A 15,072-nucleotide genomic window follows, 5' to 3' on the forward strand; every position below is an offset into this window, starting at 1 on the left:
GCCGCCCTGCCGGTTCCTCTTCAAAGGTCACCATGGCGTTTCTTACTTTAAGGTCCGCTGGACGCGCCTGCGTCGGCCTCGCGCTCGTCGCGCTGATGCCGCTCAGCGCATTTGCGTTGACCCAGGCGGACGTCGCGCCACTCGCCGGCGACGACTTCGATGCCAGGTCCGCCGCCATCGACAAACTGATCGCCAACCACGACGCGCCCTCACTGGCGCTGCTCAAGGCACTGTCGGAAGACAACGCGCTCGTAACGGACTCCGGCGAGCTGCTGATCCAGGACAACGACACCGCACGCGATGCCGTCACCGGCAAGACCGTTGCCGCTGACGGCGCGCAGCCGGTCACGCTGAACAATATTTTGCGCTCGAAGGTATCGGGCGCCGTGTCGGGCCTCGCGCTCGATGCCACCGATCCGGCCGCGCGCAGTGCCGCGATCGACGCGTTGCTGAAGAACCCGGACGCCGCGATGAAACCGATGATCGACCGGGCGCGCGCGAAGGAGACCGACCCTACCCTCAAGAAGCGTCTCGATACGCTCTGGGCGATGACCGCGCTGCACGACAGCGACGCGGCGAAGCGCCTCGAAGCCGTGCAGCTGGTTGCTGCACGCCATGACCTCGACATGAATGAACTACTGCGTCCGCTGGTGGCGAAAAAGCCGGACGGCACCTTCGCCGAAAGCGACGACCGCGTGCGCGCGGCTGCGCAGGCGGGCATCGAGGAACTCGATTCGATCCAGCGACGCAGCCAGATTGCGGGCACGCTGTTCGCCGGTCTGTCGCTTGGCAGCGTGCTGCTGCTTGCCGCTTTAGGGCTTGCGATCACGTACGGCCTGATCGGCGTGATCAACATGGCGCACGGCGAATTTCTGATGATCGGTGCGTACGCAACGTATGTCGTGCAGAACCTCGTGCAGCATTACGCGCCGCGCGCATTCGACTGGTATCCGCTGTTCGCGATCCCCGCTTCGTTTGTTGCGGCTGCGCTGGTCGGCATCGTGCTGGAGCGGCTCGTGCTCAAGCATCTTTACGGGCGCCCGCTTGAAACGCTGCTCACCACTTTCGGTATCAGCCTCATCCTGATCCAGGCGACGCGCATGCTGTTCGGCGCGCAGAACGTGCAGGTGGTGAATCCATCGTGGATGAGTGGCGGTGTGACCGTGTTGCCGAGTCTGATCCTGCCGTATAACCGGCTCGCGATTCTGGCGTTCTCGCTGATCGTCGTCGGGATTGCCTGGGCGGTGCTGACGAAAACACGTCTTGGTCTCTTTGTGCGTGCCGTGACGCAGAATCGCCGGATGGCGGCGTGCGTCGGCGTGAAGACGGCGCGCGTCGATTCGTACGCTTTCGCATTCGGTGCGGGCATCGCCGGCCTTGGAGGCTGCGCGCTTTCGCAGATCGGCAACGTCGGTCCGGATCTTGGCCAGAGCTACATCATCGATTCGTTCATGGCGGTCGTGCTGGGCGGTGTCGGACAACTGGCGGGTACCGTTATTGGCGGCTTTGGGCTGGGCCTCATCAGCAAGACGATCGAACCGTTCTGGGGCGCCGTGCTTGCGAAGATTGCCGTGCTCGTGCTGATCGTGCTGTTTATCCAGAAGCGTCCGCAGGGCATGTTTGCCTTGAAGGGCCGCAGCGCGGAGGCATGAGATGACATCCGCGACTTCTTCCGCTTCGATCTCGCCATCGGGCTCGAACCCGCCTGACGGGCGCGCCGCGCTGTCCGGCTTTGCGCTGGGCCTGCCGCCGCGGCCCGCGCTGCTGTCGCGCCGCGCGTGGCAGGCGCTGATTGCGCTGATCATCGCGATCGGGCTGGGCGTGCCATTCACGGCACTGGTGTTGCCTGAGACGAGTGCGTTCCATCTGTCCGCGTACGTCATGACGCTCTCCGGCAAGTTTATGTGCTACGCGATCGCGGCGCTTGCGCTCGATCTCGTGTGGGGCTATTGCGGCATTCTGAGCCTTGGGCACGCGCTGTTCTTTGCGCTGGGTGGCTACGCGATCGGCATGTACCTGATGCGCGCGATCGGCCACGAGGGCAAATACGGCAGCGATCTGCCTGACTTCATGGTGTTCCTCGACTGGCACGCGCTGCCCTGGTACTGGGAAGGCACACAGCACTTCTGGTATGCGCTGCTGCTGGTCGTGCTGGTGCCGGCCGTGATCGCGTGGGTGTTCGGCTTCTTTACGTTCCGCTCGCGCGTGAAGGGCGTGTATCTCTCGATCATCACGCAGGCGATGACGTTTGCCGCGATGCTGCTGTTCTATCGCAACGAAACCGGTTTTGGCGGCAATAACGGCTTCACGGACTTCAAGCGTATTGCGGGCTTTCCGATTACGCATCCGGGCACGCGCGCTGCCCTTCTGCTGATTACCTTCGCGGTACTCGTGCTGGCGTTTATCGGCGCGCGGGCGATCGTGACGTCGAAGCTTGGACGCGTCGTCACGGCTGTGCGCGATGGTGAAACACGGCTGATGTTCCTCGGCTACAGCCCGCTCGCGTACAAGCTGTTTGTGTGGACGGTTTCGGCGGTGCTATGCGGGATTGCGGGCGCGCTGTATGTGCCGCAGGTCGGCATTATCAATCCGGGCGAGATGTCACCGGGCAACTCGATCGAAATGGCGATCTGGGTGGCCGTTGGCGGACGTGGGACGTTGATCGGACCGATCATTGGCGCGTTTGCGGTGAATGGCGCGAAGAGCTTTTTCACGGCTAATTTCGCGGAATACTGGCTGTTTTTCCTTGGCGCGATTTTCGTGCTGGTACCGCTCTTTCTGCCGAACGGGATCATGGGGCTGCTCGAACTCGCCGTGCGGCGGAGGAAGCCGTGATGAATGAGAACCCGATGGTGCCTGATCTTGCTGTGCCTGACGAATTCGACGGTGGCCGGACGCTGAGTGGCGTTGCGTCGATGGCGAGCGTCATCACGCCTGGCGAGATCGATGTGTCGCACGGCGTGATTCTTTATCTGGAAGACGTGACGGTCAGTTTCGATGGATTTCGCGCGTTGAATTCGCTGTCGTTGTCGATCGATGCGGGCGAACTGCGCTGCATCATCGGGCCGAATGGTGCGGGCAAGACGACGATGATGGACGTCATTACCGGGAAGACTGCGCCTGATTCGGGCAAGGTGTTTCTCGGGCAGACGATTGATCTGACGCGGATGAATGAGCCGTCGATTGCCCGTGCGGGCATTGGGCGCAAGTTTCAGAAGCCTACCGTGTTTGAGCAGCATCCGGTTTGGGAGAACCTTGAGCTGGCGATGAAGACGGATAAGGGGTGGTGGTCTTCATTGCGGGCGCGGCTCGATCGTGAGGCGCAGGCCAGGATTGAGGAGACGCTGGCGCTGATCCGGTTGGAGAGCGAGGCTCGGAGGCTCGCTGGGGAGTTGTCGCATGGGCAGAAGCAGCGGCTCGAGATCGGGATGTTGCTGATGCAGCAGCCTTCGCTTTTGTTGCTCGATGAGCCTGCGGCTGGCATGACCGATGACGAGACCATGGAGCTGGCTGTTTTGCTTAACAAGCTGCGTGGGACGTGTTCGATGATGGTTGTTGAGCATGATATGGAGTTTGTTGCGGCGATTTCCGGTGATACCGGGAGGGTTACTGTTATGGCTGAAGGCCATGTGCTCGCTCATGGTTCGCTTGAGGAGGTTAAGAGGGATGAAGGGGTGATTGAGTCGTATCTGGGGAGGTAGTGGTTTTTTTAGGTTTGGTCTTTTGGCCTTTCCTTGTGTTCATGTCGGTCTATTTGCGTTGCCCCTGTGCGGGGCGGCACCTACTTTTCTTTGTCCTTGCCAAAGAAAAGTAGGCAAAAGAAAGGCGCTCGAAAACTCAGCTCCTCCTGGTGCGTCGCTACAGGGGAATGGCAACCCATAAAGTGTCGCCCTCGCGCTTCAAGCGGTATGGGTCCGCGCACGGGTCAGTTCCGCGCGAGTTTGAACGCCCCTGACAAGGCCATCATTCATCCCGCTCCGCACTACGTGCGTCGCGATTGGGTCAGGCAACGCGCGGCGGTTGCTTTGCAGGCGGGAATAAAAGGATGCTGGCTGCGGCGGCTGAAGACCGGACATCGGAGTACGCCGGTTGGTTACCCGTTGCATTCGCGGCATAACAGTTTTTGTTGACGCAATGATTGACGAAGATGCGCGCCCGGACCGGTTATGCCGAACGGCGACGCACGCAGTGCGGAGTCGGATGAATGAGTGCTTTGTCACGAAGGGTGCTGTGCGGGAGACCGGATCGTGCGCGGACCAAGGTCATGTGAAGTGTGAGGGCGACACTTCGTGGGGTGCCATTCCCCGGCAGCGACACACCCTGGAACGGACGAGTTTTCGGCGCCTTTCTTTTGCCTACTTTTCTTTGGCAAGGACAAAGAAAAGTAGGTGCCGCCCCGCACAGGGGCGACGCTAATAGACCGAAAGCAAAGCAAGGAAAGGCCAAAGCAAAAAGCAAAAAAGCAAAAAAGCAAAACCGAACAGCAAGCCAGGAAGAGGCAAACCCAAATGTTAGAAGTCCACGGACTAAACCAGTACTACGGCGGCAGCCACATCCTCCGCGATGTAAAACTAACCGTGCCGGACGGCAAACTAACCGTCCTGTTAGGCCGTAACGGCGTCGGCAAGACAACACTACTGAGATGCCTGATGGGCACAGTCCAGGCAAAGAGCGGCTCGATCGCATGGCGCGACACGCCACTAACCCGACTCCCGACCTACGCGCGCGTAGCGCAAGGACTAGCATATGTGCCACAAGGCCGCGACATCTTCCCGCGCCTTACCGTCGAAGAAAACCTGCTCGTCGGCGCAGCGAGCAAAAAACCCCCTTCAAAAATCCCGGACAAAATCTATGACCTCTTCCCGGTCCTGAAAGATATGCGCGCCCGCCGTGGCGGCGACCTCTCCGGCGGTCAGCAGCAACAACTCGCCATCGGCCGCGCACTCATGAGCGATCCGCAACTCCTCATCCTCGATGAACCCACCGAAGGTATCCAGCCATCCATCATCCAGGACATCGGCCGCACCCTCCGGCAACTCGTCGAAGAAATGGGCCTGACCGTGCTCCTCGTCGAGCAGTACTACGACTTCGCCAAAGCCATCGCCGACCGCTACTGGGTCATGAGCCGCGGTGAAATCGTCGCAGGCGGCGAAGGCGCCAACATGGATGCCGACGGCGTGCGCGCATTGATCGCCGTCTGATAGCCCCGGTCGTCGCCGTTTGATGCCCCCGATCGTGCCACCGTCCATACGCGTTCCGAGCCACCTGATCGAAATCCGCGCGCGTTCCGATAGCCACCGGATCGACGTCTTGGGGGCCAGCCAGTCCCCCGCGAGGAGCCATCCGGTCATCAACTGATCCGCACCTCATCCGCGTCCGGTCGACATCGGGTCGACACCCACCCGCAACGTCAGGGCGACAAGCCACGCCCGGCAGTACAATCCGTCGACAGCCAGTCGCCACGCGACAAAACCGCCGCCCACTCCAGAACATCCACTGCATGTCGCTTCACGAAAATCACGCTGCGCTCGCCAGCGCGCAACCCGTCGCCCATCGCGAATGGCGGGCGCGGCTCGAACTCGGCTTCACGCAGCACGGCGGACGCACGACGCTGACGCATCGTCGCCACGAGGGACCGTTGCGCGTGCAACGTCCGCTCTATCCCGAAGGCCACGCGATCTGTCACGCCGTCATCGTGCACCCGCCGGGCGGTGTCGCCGGCGGGGATCGCCTCGACATCGACGTCACACTCGATGCCGGCGCCCACGCCGTCCTCACGACGCCCGGCGCCACCAAGTGGTACAAGTCGAACGGCCGCCCGGCGCAACAGCACATCAACATCCGCGTCGGCGAAAATGCAAAACTCGACTGGCTCCCGCAGAACAACATCGTCTTCGATCACGCGCACGCAGAACTCGACTTCACGCTGACGCTCGCCCAGGGCGCCACCGCCCTCGGATGGGACGCCACGCAACTCGGCCGCCAGGCCGCCGGCGAAAGCTGGTCGGCAGGCACGCTGCGCGCGGTGTCACGTATCGTCGGCAGCGACGGCAAACTGTTATGGCTGGAGCGCGCGCAACTCTGTGCGACCGATCCGCTGCGCGATTCCCCACAAGGCCTCGCAGGCTTCCCCGCTTACGGAACGCTGTGGGCCGTCGGCCCAGCCTGCAATGACGCGCTCGCCGAAACACTCACCGCCACGCTCCCGTTCGACGGCACCCTGCGCGCCGCCGCGTCCTGCATCAGCGAAAACGTATTGCTCGTGCGGGCGGTGTCGCGATCGATGGAAACGTTGCAACGTGCGCTGACCGATTGCTGGCTGCAGCTGCGGCCGCTTGTTCACGGCGTGGAAGCCGTGCCCCTGCGGATCTGGACGACGTAGGCGTACGCATCCCCACTGCGCGTCGCACCCGCAGGCATCGCGAACCTGCCAGGTCAGCGAGGTAACGAAGCAACCGCCGCCAGGCCGCCACGCCCAGACAACGCACCAAACCGGCGCACGACGCTCGCCGTCCGCGCCCAGATCTGGTGCCACCCTACACTGACCTTACCGCTGGCCCTTGCTGCACCGTCATGGCACACGGCTTGCTCCGGTTAGCGCCTCGATGCTGCCGCATTCTCGACGGCAACCGACCGGCTCGCCGGACTACACGCCCATGAAAAACCACATGACCCAACCGATCGTCCACCGTACGCGTCGCGCGTGGCTCGCCGCGCTGCTGGTTTCACCCGCCCTCGCCTTCATCGCGCCCGCCGCTCACGCGGATGCACTCGACAACATCACGAAGTCAGGCACCCTCAAGGTCGCCGTGCCGGAAGACTATCCGCCGTTCGGTTCGGTCGGCCCGGACATGAAACCGCAAGGCTATGACATCGACACCGCCGCACTGCTCGCGAAGTCGATGAACGTGAAGCTCGAACTCGTGCCGGTGAACAGCGCGAACCGCATCCCGTATCTGCAGACCAGCAAGGTCGATCTCGTGATCTCGTCGCTCGGCAAGACGCCCGAGCGCGAGAAGGTCATCGATTTCTCCACCGCCTACGCGCCGTACTATCAGGGCGTGTTCGGTCCGGCCGACATCAAGGTCAGCAGCCCGGCCGATCTCACCGGCAAGACCGTCGGCGCCACGCGCGGCGCGCTCGAAGAAGTCGCCCTTACGCAGATGGCGCCGAACGCCACCATCAAGCGCTTCGAAGACAACAACGCGACCATCGCCGCGTTTCTGTCAGGCCAGGTGCAGCTGATCGCGGCCGGCAACATCGTCGCGGCGTCGATCCTCTCGAAGAATCCGCCGCGTCGTCCGGAGCCGAAGTTCGTCATCAAGAACTCGCCGTGCTATGTCGGCCTGAACAAGGGCGAAGCGCGTCTGCAACAAAAGGTCGACGCGGCCATCGCAGCGGCGAAGCAGGATGGCACGCTCAACACGATGTCGAAGAAGTGGTTTGGCGCCACGCTGCCGACTGATCTGTAAGCCGCGCCTTAGTTCAGCTTGTCAAGTTGCGCGGTTGGGCGTTACTGTGCGTCGCTGACGTTGCACGCACCGCAGCACAGCGTAGGACAACACTGACCGACCACCAGAGCCCGCGTCATGGCGCAGGCTCGCTTTCCTGCCTATCCGATGAAGCTGACACCACGCGAAAAGGACAAGCTCCTGATCTTCACCGCCGCGCTGCTCGCTGAGCGGCGTCGTGCACGCGGCCTGAAACTGAACTATCCGGAAGCCGTCGCATTCATTTCAGCCGCATTGATGGAAGCGGCGCGCGACGGCAAGACCGTCGCCGAAGTGATGCACTACGGCACCACGCTCCTCTCGCGCGACGATGTGATGGAAGGCGTGCCCGAGATGATTCCCGATATCCAGGTGGAAGCCACGTTTCCCGACGGTACGAAACTCGTGACCGTCCATCATCCGATCCCGTGAAGGAGCCCGCATGATCCCCGGCGAACTACTCATCGACGAAGGTGAGCACGAACTGAACGCGGGCCGCACGACGATCACCGTCACGGTATCGAATACCGGCGACCGTCCGGTGCAGATCGGCTCGCACTATCATTTTTATGAAGTCAACGCGGCGCTCGCGTTCGATCGCGAAGCGGCGCGCGGCTTTCGCCTGAACATCGCGGCCGGCACCGCCGTGCGCTTCGAGCCTGGCCAGGAGCGCACCGTCGAACTGGTCGAACTGGCGGGTGAGCGCGTCGTCTACGGTTTCAACGGCAAGGTGATGGGCAAGCTTTGACGCGCGGCATGACGCGTTATCGACACTTACAGTAAGCCCGACCATCGTACCGATTATTTCCGGACTCAAACTATGACATTACGCATCGGCCGCCGTGCATACGCAGAGATGTTCGGCCCCACGACCGGCGACCGCGTCCGCCTCGCCGATACCGAGCTGCTGATCGAAGTCGAACGCGACTTCACGACCTACGGCGAAGAAGTGAAATTCGGCGGCGGCAAGGTGATCCGCGACGGCATGGGCCAGTCGCAACGCGTCCATGCGGACGTCGTCGATACCGTCGTCACGAACGCGGTGATCCTCGACCACTGGGGCATCGTCAAGGCTGACATCGGCATCAGGAATGGCCGCATCGCGGCGATCGGCAAGGCGGGCAATCCGGACATCCAGCCGGGCGTGACGATCGCGATCGGTGCAGCCACGGAAGTGATCGCCGGCGAAGGGATGATCGTGACGGCGGGCGGCATCGATACACACATCCACTTCATCAGCCCGCAGCAGATCGACGAAGCGCTCGCAAGCGGCGTCACGACAATGCTCGGCGGCGGCACGGGTCCCGCAACGGGCACGAACGCGACGACGTGTACGCCGGGTCCGTGGCATCTCGAGCGCATGCTGCAAGCCGCCGATGGATATCCGATGAATCTCGGCTTTCTCGGCAAGGGCAACGTGAGCCAGCCTGCGCCTGCCGTCGAACAGATCGCCGCGGGTGCAATTGGCCTGAAACTGCACGAAGACTGGGGCACCACGCCGGCCGCGATCGACAACTGTCTTTCGGTGGCGGACGACACCGACACGCAGGTTGCGATTCATACGGACACCCTGAACGAAGCGGGCTTCGTCGAAGCGACCGTCGCCGCGTTCAAGGGCCGCACGATCCACACGTATCACACCGAAGGCGCGGGCGGCGGTCACGCACCGGACATCATCAAGGTCTGCGGCGAAGCGAACGTGCTGCCGTCGTCGACGAATCCGACGCGTCCGTACACCGTCAATACGCTCGACGAGCATCTCGACATGCTGATGGTGTGCCATCACCTGGACCCTTCGATTGCGGAAGACATCGCGTTCGCCGAATCGCGCATCCGTCGCGAGACGATTGCGGCCGAAGACATCCTGCACGATCTCGGCGCGCTGTCGATGCTGTCGTCGGATTCGCAGGCGATGGGACGCGTCGGCGAAGTGATCATCCGCACGTGGCAAACGGCGCACAAGATGAAGGTGCAACGCGGCGCGCTGGCTGAAGACACCGCACGCAACGACAACTTCCGCGCGAAACGTTATGTCGCGAAGTACACGATCAACCCGGCAATTACGCACGGCATCGCGCATGAAGTCGGTTCGATCGAGCCGGGCAAGTGGGCCGACCTCGTGTTCTGGGAGCCGGCATTTTTCGGCATCAAGCCTTCGCTGATTCTCAAGGGCGGCATGATCGCGATGGCGCAGATGGGCGACCCGAATGCATCGATTCCGACCCCGCAACCCGTGCATTACCGCGACATGTTCGCGACGCGTGGTGGCGCGCTGGGACGTACGTCGCTCACATTCGTCTCGCAGATGGCCGCCGATGCGGGCGTCGCCGGGCGTTATGGTCTGAACAAACGCGTTGTCGCGGTCAAGAACTGCCGTAACATCACAAAAGCCGACATGATCCACAATGCGTGGAGGCCGGCGATTACCGTCGACCCGGAAACCTACGAAGTGGTCGCGGACGGCCAGTTGCTGACCTGCGAACCCGCGACCGTTCTGCCGATGGCACAACGCTACTTTCTCTTTTAGAGCCCAGATGCGCACTATCGATAAACGCATCGACCCGCACATCAAGCTTGCCGCCGTGCTGGTGAAGCGCGCGCCGACCTTGACGCTCGCGTTCGATGCACGCTGTAAAAGCCGTCTCGCGGCGACGCTCGACAATGGCGAAGAAGTCGCGCTAGTGCTTGCGCGCGGCACGGTGCTGCGCGACGGCGATGTGCTGGTCGTGCAGGATGGCGCCCTGGTGCGCGTGGTGGCCGCAGCCGAAGAAGTGCTGTACGTGCGCGCGCCCGATCGTTTAACGCTGACGCGCGCTGCGTATCACCTCGGCAATCGCCACACGCCCGTCGAAATCGGCGACGATTTCCTGAAGCTCGAATTCGATCCTGTGCTCGCGGATATGCTCAAGCGTCTCGGCACATCGGTCGATCAGGTATCGATGCCGTTCCAGCCGGAAACGGGCGCGTATGGCGGCGGCCACAAGCACGGTCACGACGAGACCTTCGCCGAAGACTACGCGATCGCGCAGCAGGTGTTCGATGAGCACCATGGGCATGACCATTCGCACGATCACGCGCACGATCACGGCCACTCGCATTCGCACGATCACCCGCACGACCACGCGCACGACAGCGACCACGACCACAGCAATTGCGGCCACGCGCATCATCACCATGCGCATCGCTGAACTCACGGCGCTGCTGCATCTTGCGTCACCGGCGTTGCCGATCGGTGCGTTCAGCTATTCGCAGGGTCTTGAAGCGGCGATCGAAGCGCAACTCGTGACCGATGCCGACAGCGCGCGCGACTGGATCGCAAGCGGCCTCACCACCGTGCTCGCCCGCGGTGAATTGCCGTTTCTCGCGCATCAGATCGAACGCTGGCGTTCGCACCACGTCGCCGCGCTCATCGAAGCAAATTCGCACTATCTCGCGAGCCGCGAATCAGCGGAGCTTCGTCGCGAGACGGAGCAGATGGGCTGGTCGCTCCGGCAGCTGTGCGCATCGCTCGAATGGGGCGACGCTGCGCGGCGCGCGACACTCGCTTCGATGACGCCCGTCGCGCAACCCACTGCATTCGCCTACGCCGCATGGGCCCACGACGCGGCCACAGACGCCGCCCTCGCCGCCTACGCCTTCAGCTGGGTCGAGAATCAGGCCGCCGCTGCGTTGAAAGCCGTACCGCTCGGACAACTCGCGGGGCAACGCATCATCGTCGCGCTACGCGATCTCATCGACGAAGCCGTGGCACGCACGCTCGCCACGTCACCCGACGATATCAACACCTTCGCGCCGCAACTCGGCATTCTGTCGGCGCGGCACGAGTCACAGTATTCGCGGCTCTTCCGCTCATAAGCTTATCCAGACATGAACGCATCTCATCCTGCTCAACGTACGAAGAAACTGCCTCCGCTGCGCGTCGGCGTCGGCGGCCCGGTCGGTTCCGGCAAGACCACGCTGCTCGAAATGCTCTGCAAGGCGATGCGCGAGCGCTACGACCTCGTCGCGATCACCAACGATATCTACACGAAGGAAGACCAGCGTCTCCTGACCGTCGCGGGCGCGCTGCCGGCCGAGCGCATCATGGGCGTCGAGACGGGCGGCTGCCCGCACACGGCGATCCGCGAAGACGCCTCGATCAACCTGGAAGCCGTCGACCGGATGCTGAAGCGCTTCCCCGACGCGGACATCGTGTTCATCGAATCAGGCGGCGACAATCTCGCGGCAACCTTCAGCCCGGAGCTGTCGGACCTGACGATCTACGTGATCGACGTCGCCGGCGGCGAAAAAATTCCGCGCAAGGGCGGCCCGGGTATCACGAAGTCGGATCTGCTCGTGATCAACAAGACGGATCTCGCGCCGATGGTCGGTGCCAATCTGGAGGTGATGGCGTCGGATGCGAAGAAGATGCGCGGCGAACGGCCGTTCGTCATGTCCAATCTGAAGGCGCTCGACGGACTCGCCGACGTGATCGCATTTATTGAGAAAAAGGGCCTGCTTACGGTGTAGGCACCGCGTGGAAAGGCAAAAGTGTTGCAAATGTTAGAATGCGCATTGACTCTCGCTCGCCACGGGGCAACTGGCAGATCGTGTTCGAGAGACTGATCGCACCACCTTATAACATTGCGGCCTTTCCCCAACGACAAGATGATCCCTCGGAGTCCGGGCGCGAAAGATCTGATTTCGCTCGTCGTGCCCTTTTATAACGAGTCGGAGGTCGTCGATGCATTCTTTCGTGAAGTAAGCCCGGTTCTGCGCAATATTGCGCACGCCGACTACGAAATTGTCTGCGTCAATGATGGCAGTACCGATTCAACACTTGATCACCTGCTCGCGGCATGTGCGGACGACCCGCGCATCAAGGTAATCGACCTGTCCCGCAATTTCGGCAAGGAAGCGGCCATGACCGCGGGGATCGACGCGGCCACGGGCGAGGCGGTCATCCCGTTCGACGCAGACCTGCAGGATCCGCCGGAAGCGATTCCGGCGATGGTCGACAAATGGCGTGAAGGCTATGACGTGGTGCTCGCAAAGCGGTCCGAGCGCCAGACTGACAGCTACGCGAAACGCAACAGCGCGGCGCTGTTCTATCGCGTGCACAACGCGATCTCCGACATCAAGATCCCCGTGAATGCCGGCGATTTTCGCCTGATGTCGCGGCCTGCCGTCGACGCCCTCAAGCAGCTGCCCGAAAACCGCCGCTTTATGAAGGGCCTCTTCGCGTGGATCGGCTTCAGGACCGCGGAGATCGAGTATTCGCGCCGCCCGCGCGCCGCCGGCAAAACGAAATTCTCAGGCTGGAAGCTCTGGAATTTCGCGCTGGAAGGCATGACCAGCTTCAGCACGCTGCCGCTGCGCATCTGGACGTATATCGGCGGCTTCACGGCTGCCTTCGCGATGCTCTATTCGGGCTATCTGATCCTGCGCACGCTGATTCGCGGCGTGGACATTCCGGGCTATGCGTCGATCATTACCGCCGTGCTCTTTCTGGGCGGTGTGCAACTCATCGGCATCGGCGTGATCGGTGAATACATCGGACGGATGTACGTGGAGACCAAGCGTCGCCCCGTGTACATCATCCGGAAAATTTACCAGCAATCCGACACATGACGCAGCGCAGATTTCTCCGGTTCTGCGCTTACGTATGCGTCGGTGCGACAGGTACAGGCGTCCAGTATGTGGTGCTGTTCGCGCTCGTATCGACGAAGATGCTGGGCGCCGTCACGGCATCGGGCATCGGTGCCGTCTTCGGCGCCATCGTCAACTACGTCCTCAATTACCACTTGACGTTCAGAAGTTCCGGGCGGCACGTGCATATCGCGCCACGGTTTTTCGCCGTGGCTGCGGCTGGCATCGCGGTCAACAGCGTGTGCATGTTCCTGCTCGCGCACTGGCTGAGCGTGCCGTATCTGCTTGCGCAATGCGCGGCAACCGTCTGCGTCCTGGCGACAACGTACGTCGCGAACTCGATATGGGCGTTCAGGAGACAACCGGCGTGAAGTCGAACGCGCCCATTACATCGAGCATGACTCATGGCTGAACTATTCGCTTCCCATGATCGGACGTCCGATCGATCAAACGGTACCCTCGCTCAATCCAGCAGCGTGCGGTTTTTGTCGCTGTTGCTGGTGCACGCAGTGGTCTGGACATTTGCCGCCTGGCTGTCGCGAGGCAATCTGGATTTCCAGGGCGACATGGTCGAGAACTATGCGTGGGGCATCGAATGGCAGGCTGGCTATGTGAAGCATCCGCCGCTCTTTGCGTGGATTACCGCTGCGTGGTTCAGCATCGCGCCGCACACTGATCTCGCCTACTTCGCGCTCTCGGCAATCAACGCGCTCATCGGGTTGCTCGGCATCGTGGCGCTGGGAAGACGCTTTATGCCGTGGCGGCTCGCGATCGTGGCAGGCCTCGCGATGGCCGTCTCGCCGCTCTATACGAATCTCGCGATCAAATTCAATGCGAATGCCGTGCTGCTGTCCGTGTGGCCCTGGACCGCGTATTTCTTCGTCCGCTTCATGCAGTCGGGCGGCAGGCGGTGGGCATTCGCACTCGGCGTGTTCGCCGGTCTTGCGATACTCGGGAAGTACTTCTCCGTCGTGCTGCTCGTCGCACTGCTCGGCGCTGCGCTCGCGCGGCCCGCCTGGCGCGCGAGGACATTGAGCCTGCGCTCACTTTGGGTGGCCGCCGGCGGCGTCGTCGCGTTGTTCGCGCATGTGCGGTGGCTCGTGTTGAACCACTTCCCCACCTTCGGATACGCGTCCGAGCGCACCGGCGGGATGCTGTGGGATGCGGTCGGCCGGTTTGGCATCTACACGCTCGCGCAGATCGGCTATCTGGTGCTGAGCTTCGGATTCGTGCTGCTTCTGGTTCCGGCCGAACGCCGCCGCGCAGCAAAATTGATGATGCAAGGTGTCGTCAAACCGTCGCTGCATCCCGAGTTGTGGTGTCTCGCGATGGGCCCGTGGATCGTCGTCGGCGTGATGGCCGTGCTGGCCAAAACACAGATGTCTTCGGTGTGGGGCATGGCGCAGTGGTTTGCGATTGTTCCGCTGTGGCTCGCGATTCTCGATCACGCAGGCATCAAACTCGCGCCTGCGCGGGCGGTTCGCATGCTTTGCGTCTACTGGACGCTGGTTCTGGTCGCGTCCGCGACCGTCGGGTATCTCGACGCGAAGAAACACGGAGACAGCGCGGTCGACCCGCGTGCCGAACTGGCCAGCGCCGCTCACGCCGCGTGGCGCGAGCGCACGGGGCAGGATCTGCCGATCGTCGGCGGCTCGGTTCACGAGGCCCAGTCGATTGCCTTCTATAGCGACGGCCACACACGGTTCTGGAATATCGACGAGCCGCGCTCCACACCGTGGCTGGTAAAGGACGATCTGACCAGCCTCGGCGCGCTGCTGGTCTGTGAACAGAACGACACCGCCTGCCTGCGGGAATCGCACGCGCTCAGCGGGACGCAACCTGTGCCGCTGAGCGTGAGAAAGCACGCATGGGGTATGTCGTTGCCGGAACGCACCTATGAGATGTTTCTGGTGATGCCGCACACGCGGTAGCTAGTGCTTCGACGCCGGCATAA

The 15,072-nt window shown here is 62.3% G+C and carries 15 protein-coding genes; all 15 read left to right on the forward strand.

Annotated elements, in window-relative coordinates:
- Positions 1-32 precede the first annotated feature (32 nt).
- The 15 genes from urtB to P3T21_RS31940 all read left to right on the forward strand — a co-directional run bounded on the left by urtB (position 33) and on the right by P3T21_RS31940 (position 15,049).
- On the forward strand, positions 33-1,652 hold the full coding sequence (gene urtB, locus P3T21_RS31870; protein WP_429259927.1) for an urea ABC transporter permease subunit UrtB: 1,620 nt from the start codon (positions 33-35) through the stop codon (positions 1,650-1,652).
- Position 1,653: 1 nt separating this feature from the next.
- Entirely contained in the window at positions 1,654-2,835 is a 1,182-nt protein-coding gene (gene urtC, locus P3T21_RS31875) for an urea ABC transporter permease subunit UrtC (RefSeq protein ID WP_429259928.1), read from the forward strand.
- Complete coding sequence (gene urtD, locus P3T21_RS31880; protein ID WP_429259929.1) at positions 2,835-3,701, forward strand: urea ABC transporter ATP-binding protein UrtD; 867 nt, start codon at positions 2,835-2,837, stop codon at positions 3,699-3,701. Before urtC ends, urtD begins: the two co-directional genes overlap by 1 nt.
- An 807-nt stretch (positions 3,702-4,508) precedes the next feature.
- Complete coding sequence (gene urtE / locus P3T21_RS31885) at positions 4,509-5,201, forward strand: urea ABC transporter ATP-binding subunit UrtE (RefSeq protein WP_429259930.1); 693 nt, start codon at positions 4,509-4,511, stop codon at positions 5,199-5,201.
- 299 nt (positions 5,202-5,500) lie between these two features.
- Positions 5,501-6,382: an urease accessory protein UreD gene (locus tag P3T21_RS31890; RefSeq protein WP_429259931.1), complete on the forward strand. Its 882-nt coding sequence runs from the start codon at positions 5,501-5,503 to the stop codon at positions 6,380-6,382.
- Positions 6,383-6,668: 286 nt separating this feature from the next.
- Positions 6,669-7,472 (forward strand): transporter substrate-binding domain-containing protein, encoded by an 804-nt coding sequence (locus tag P3T21_RS31895; protein ID WP_429259932.1) that lies wholly within the window; start codon positions 6,669-6,671, stop codon positions 7,470-7,472.
- 147 nt (positions 7,473-7,619) lie between these two features.
- Positions 7,620-7,922, forward strand: coding sequence for an urease subunit gamma (gene ureA / locus P3T21_RS31900; RefSeq protein WP_429259959.1), 303 nt, complete (start codon positions 7,620-7,622; stop codon positions 7,920-7,922).
- Between the two features lie 10 nt (positions 7,923-7,932).
- Positions 7,933-8,238, forward strand: a complete 306-nt coding sequence (locus tag P3T21_RS31905; protein WP_429259933.1) for an urease subunit beta — start codon at positions 7,933-7,935, stop codon at positions 8,236-8,238.
- A 72-nt stretch (positions 8,239-8,310) separates the two neighbouring features.
- A complete protein-coding gene (gene ureC, locus P3T21_RS31910) occupies positions 8,311-10,017 on the forward strand; it encodes an urease subunit alpha (protein ID WP_429259934.1) in 1,707 nt (568 codons plus the stop codon).
- 7 nt (positions 10,018-10,024) lie between these two features.
- Positions 10,025-10,678: an urease accessory protein UreE gene (ureE, locus tag P3T21_RS31915; protein WP_429259935.1), complete on the forward strand. Its 654-nt coding sequence runs from the start codon at positions 10,025-10,027 to the stop codon at positions 10,676-10,678.
- Entirely contained in the window at positions 10,665-11,345 is a 681-nt protein-coding gene (locus P3T21_RS31920) for an urease accessory protein UreF (RefSeq protein ID WP_429259960.1), read from the forward strand. The genes ureE and P3T21_RS31920 overlap by 14 nt, the downstream gene beginning before the upstream one ends.
- Before the next feature lie 12 nt (positions 11,346-11,357).
- Complete coding sequence (gene ureG, locus P3T21_RS31925) at positions 11,358-11,999, forward strand: urease accessory protein UreG (protein ID WP_429259936.1); 642 nt, start codon at positions 11,358-11,360, stop codon at positions 11,997-11,999.
- Positions 12,000-12,137: 138 nt separating this feature from the next.
- A complete protein-coding gene (locus tag P3T21_RS31930) occupies positions 12,138-13,100 on the forward strand; it encodes a glycosyltransferase family 2 protein (RefSeq protein ID WP_429259937.1) in 963 nt (320 codons plus the stop codon).
- Positions 13,097-13,489, forward strand: coding sequence for a GtrA family protein (locus tag P3T21_RS31935; protein ID WP_429259938.1), 393 nt, complete (start codon positions 13,097-13,099; stop codon positions 13,487-13,489). The genes P3T21_RS31930 and P3T21_RS31935 overlap by 4 nt, the downstream gene beginning before the upstream one ends.
- Positions 13,490-13,522: 33 nt before the next feature.
- A complete protein-coding gene (locus P3T21_RS31940) occupies positions 13,523-15,049 on the forward strand; it encodes a glycosyltransferase family 39 protein (protein WP_429259939.1) in 1,527 nt (508 codons plus the stop codon).
- Positions 15,050-15,072: the final 23 nt, after the last annotated feature.

Origin of the sequence: Paraburkholderia sp. GAS334, assembly GCF_050436625.1 — a bacterium.
Lineage (GTDB): Bacteria > Pseudomonadota > Gammaproteobacteria > Burkholderiales > Burkholderiaceae > Paraburkholderia.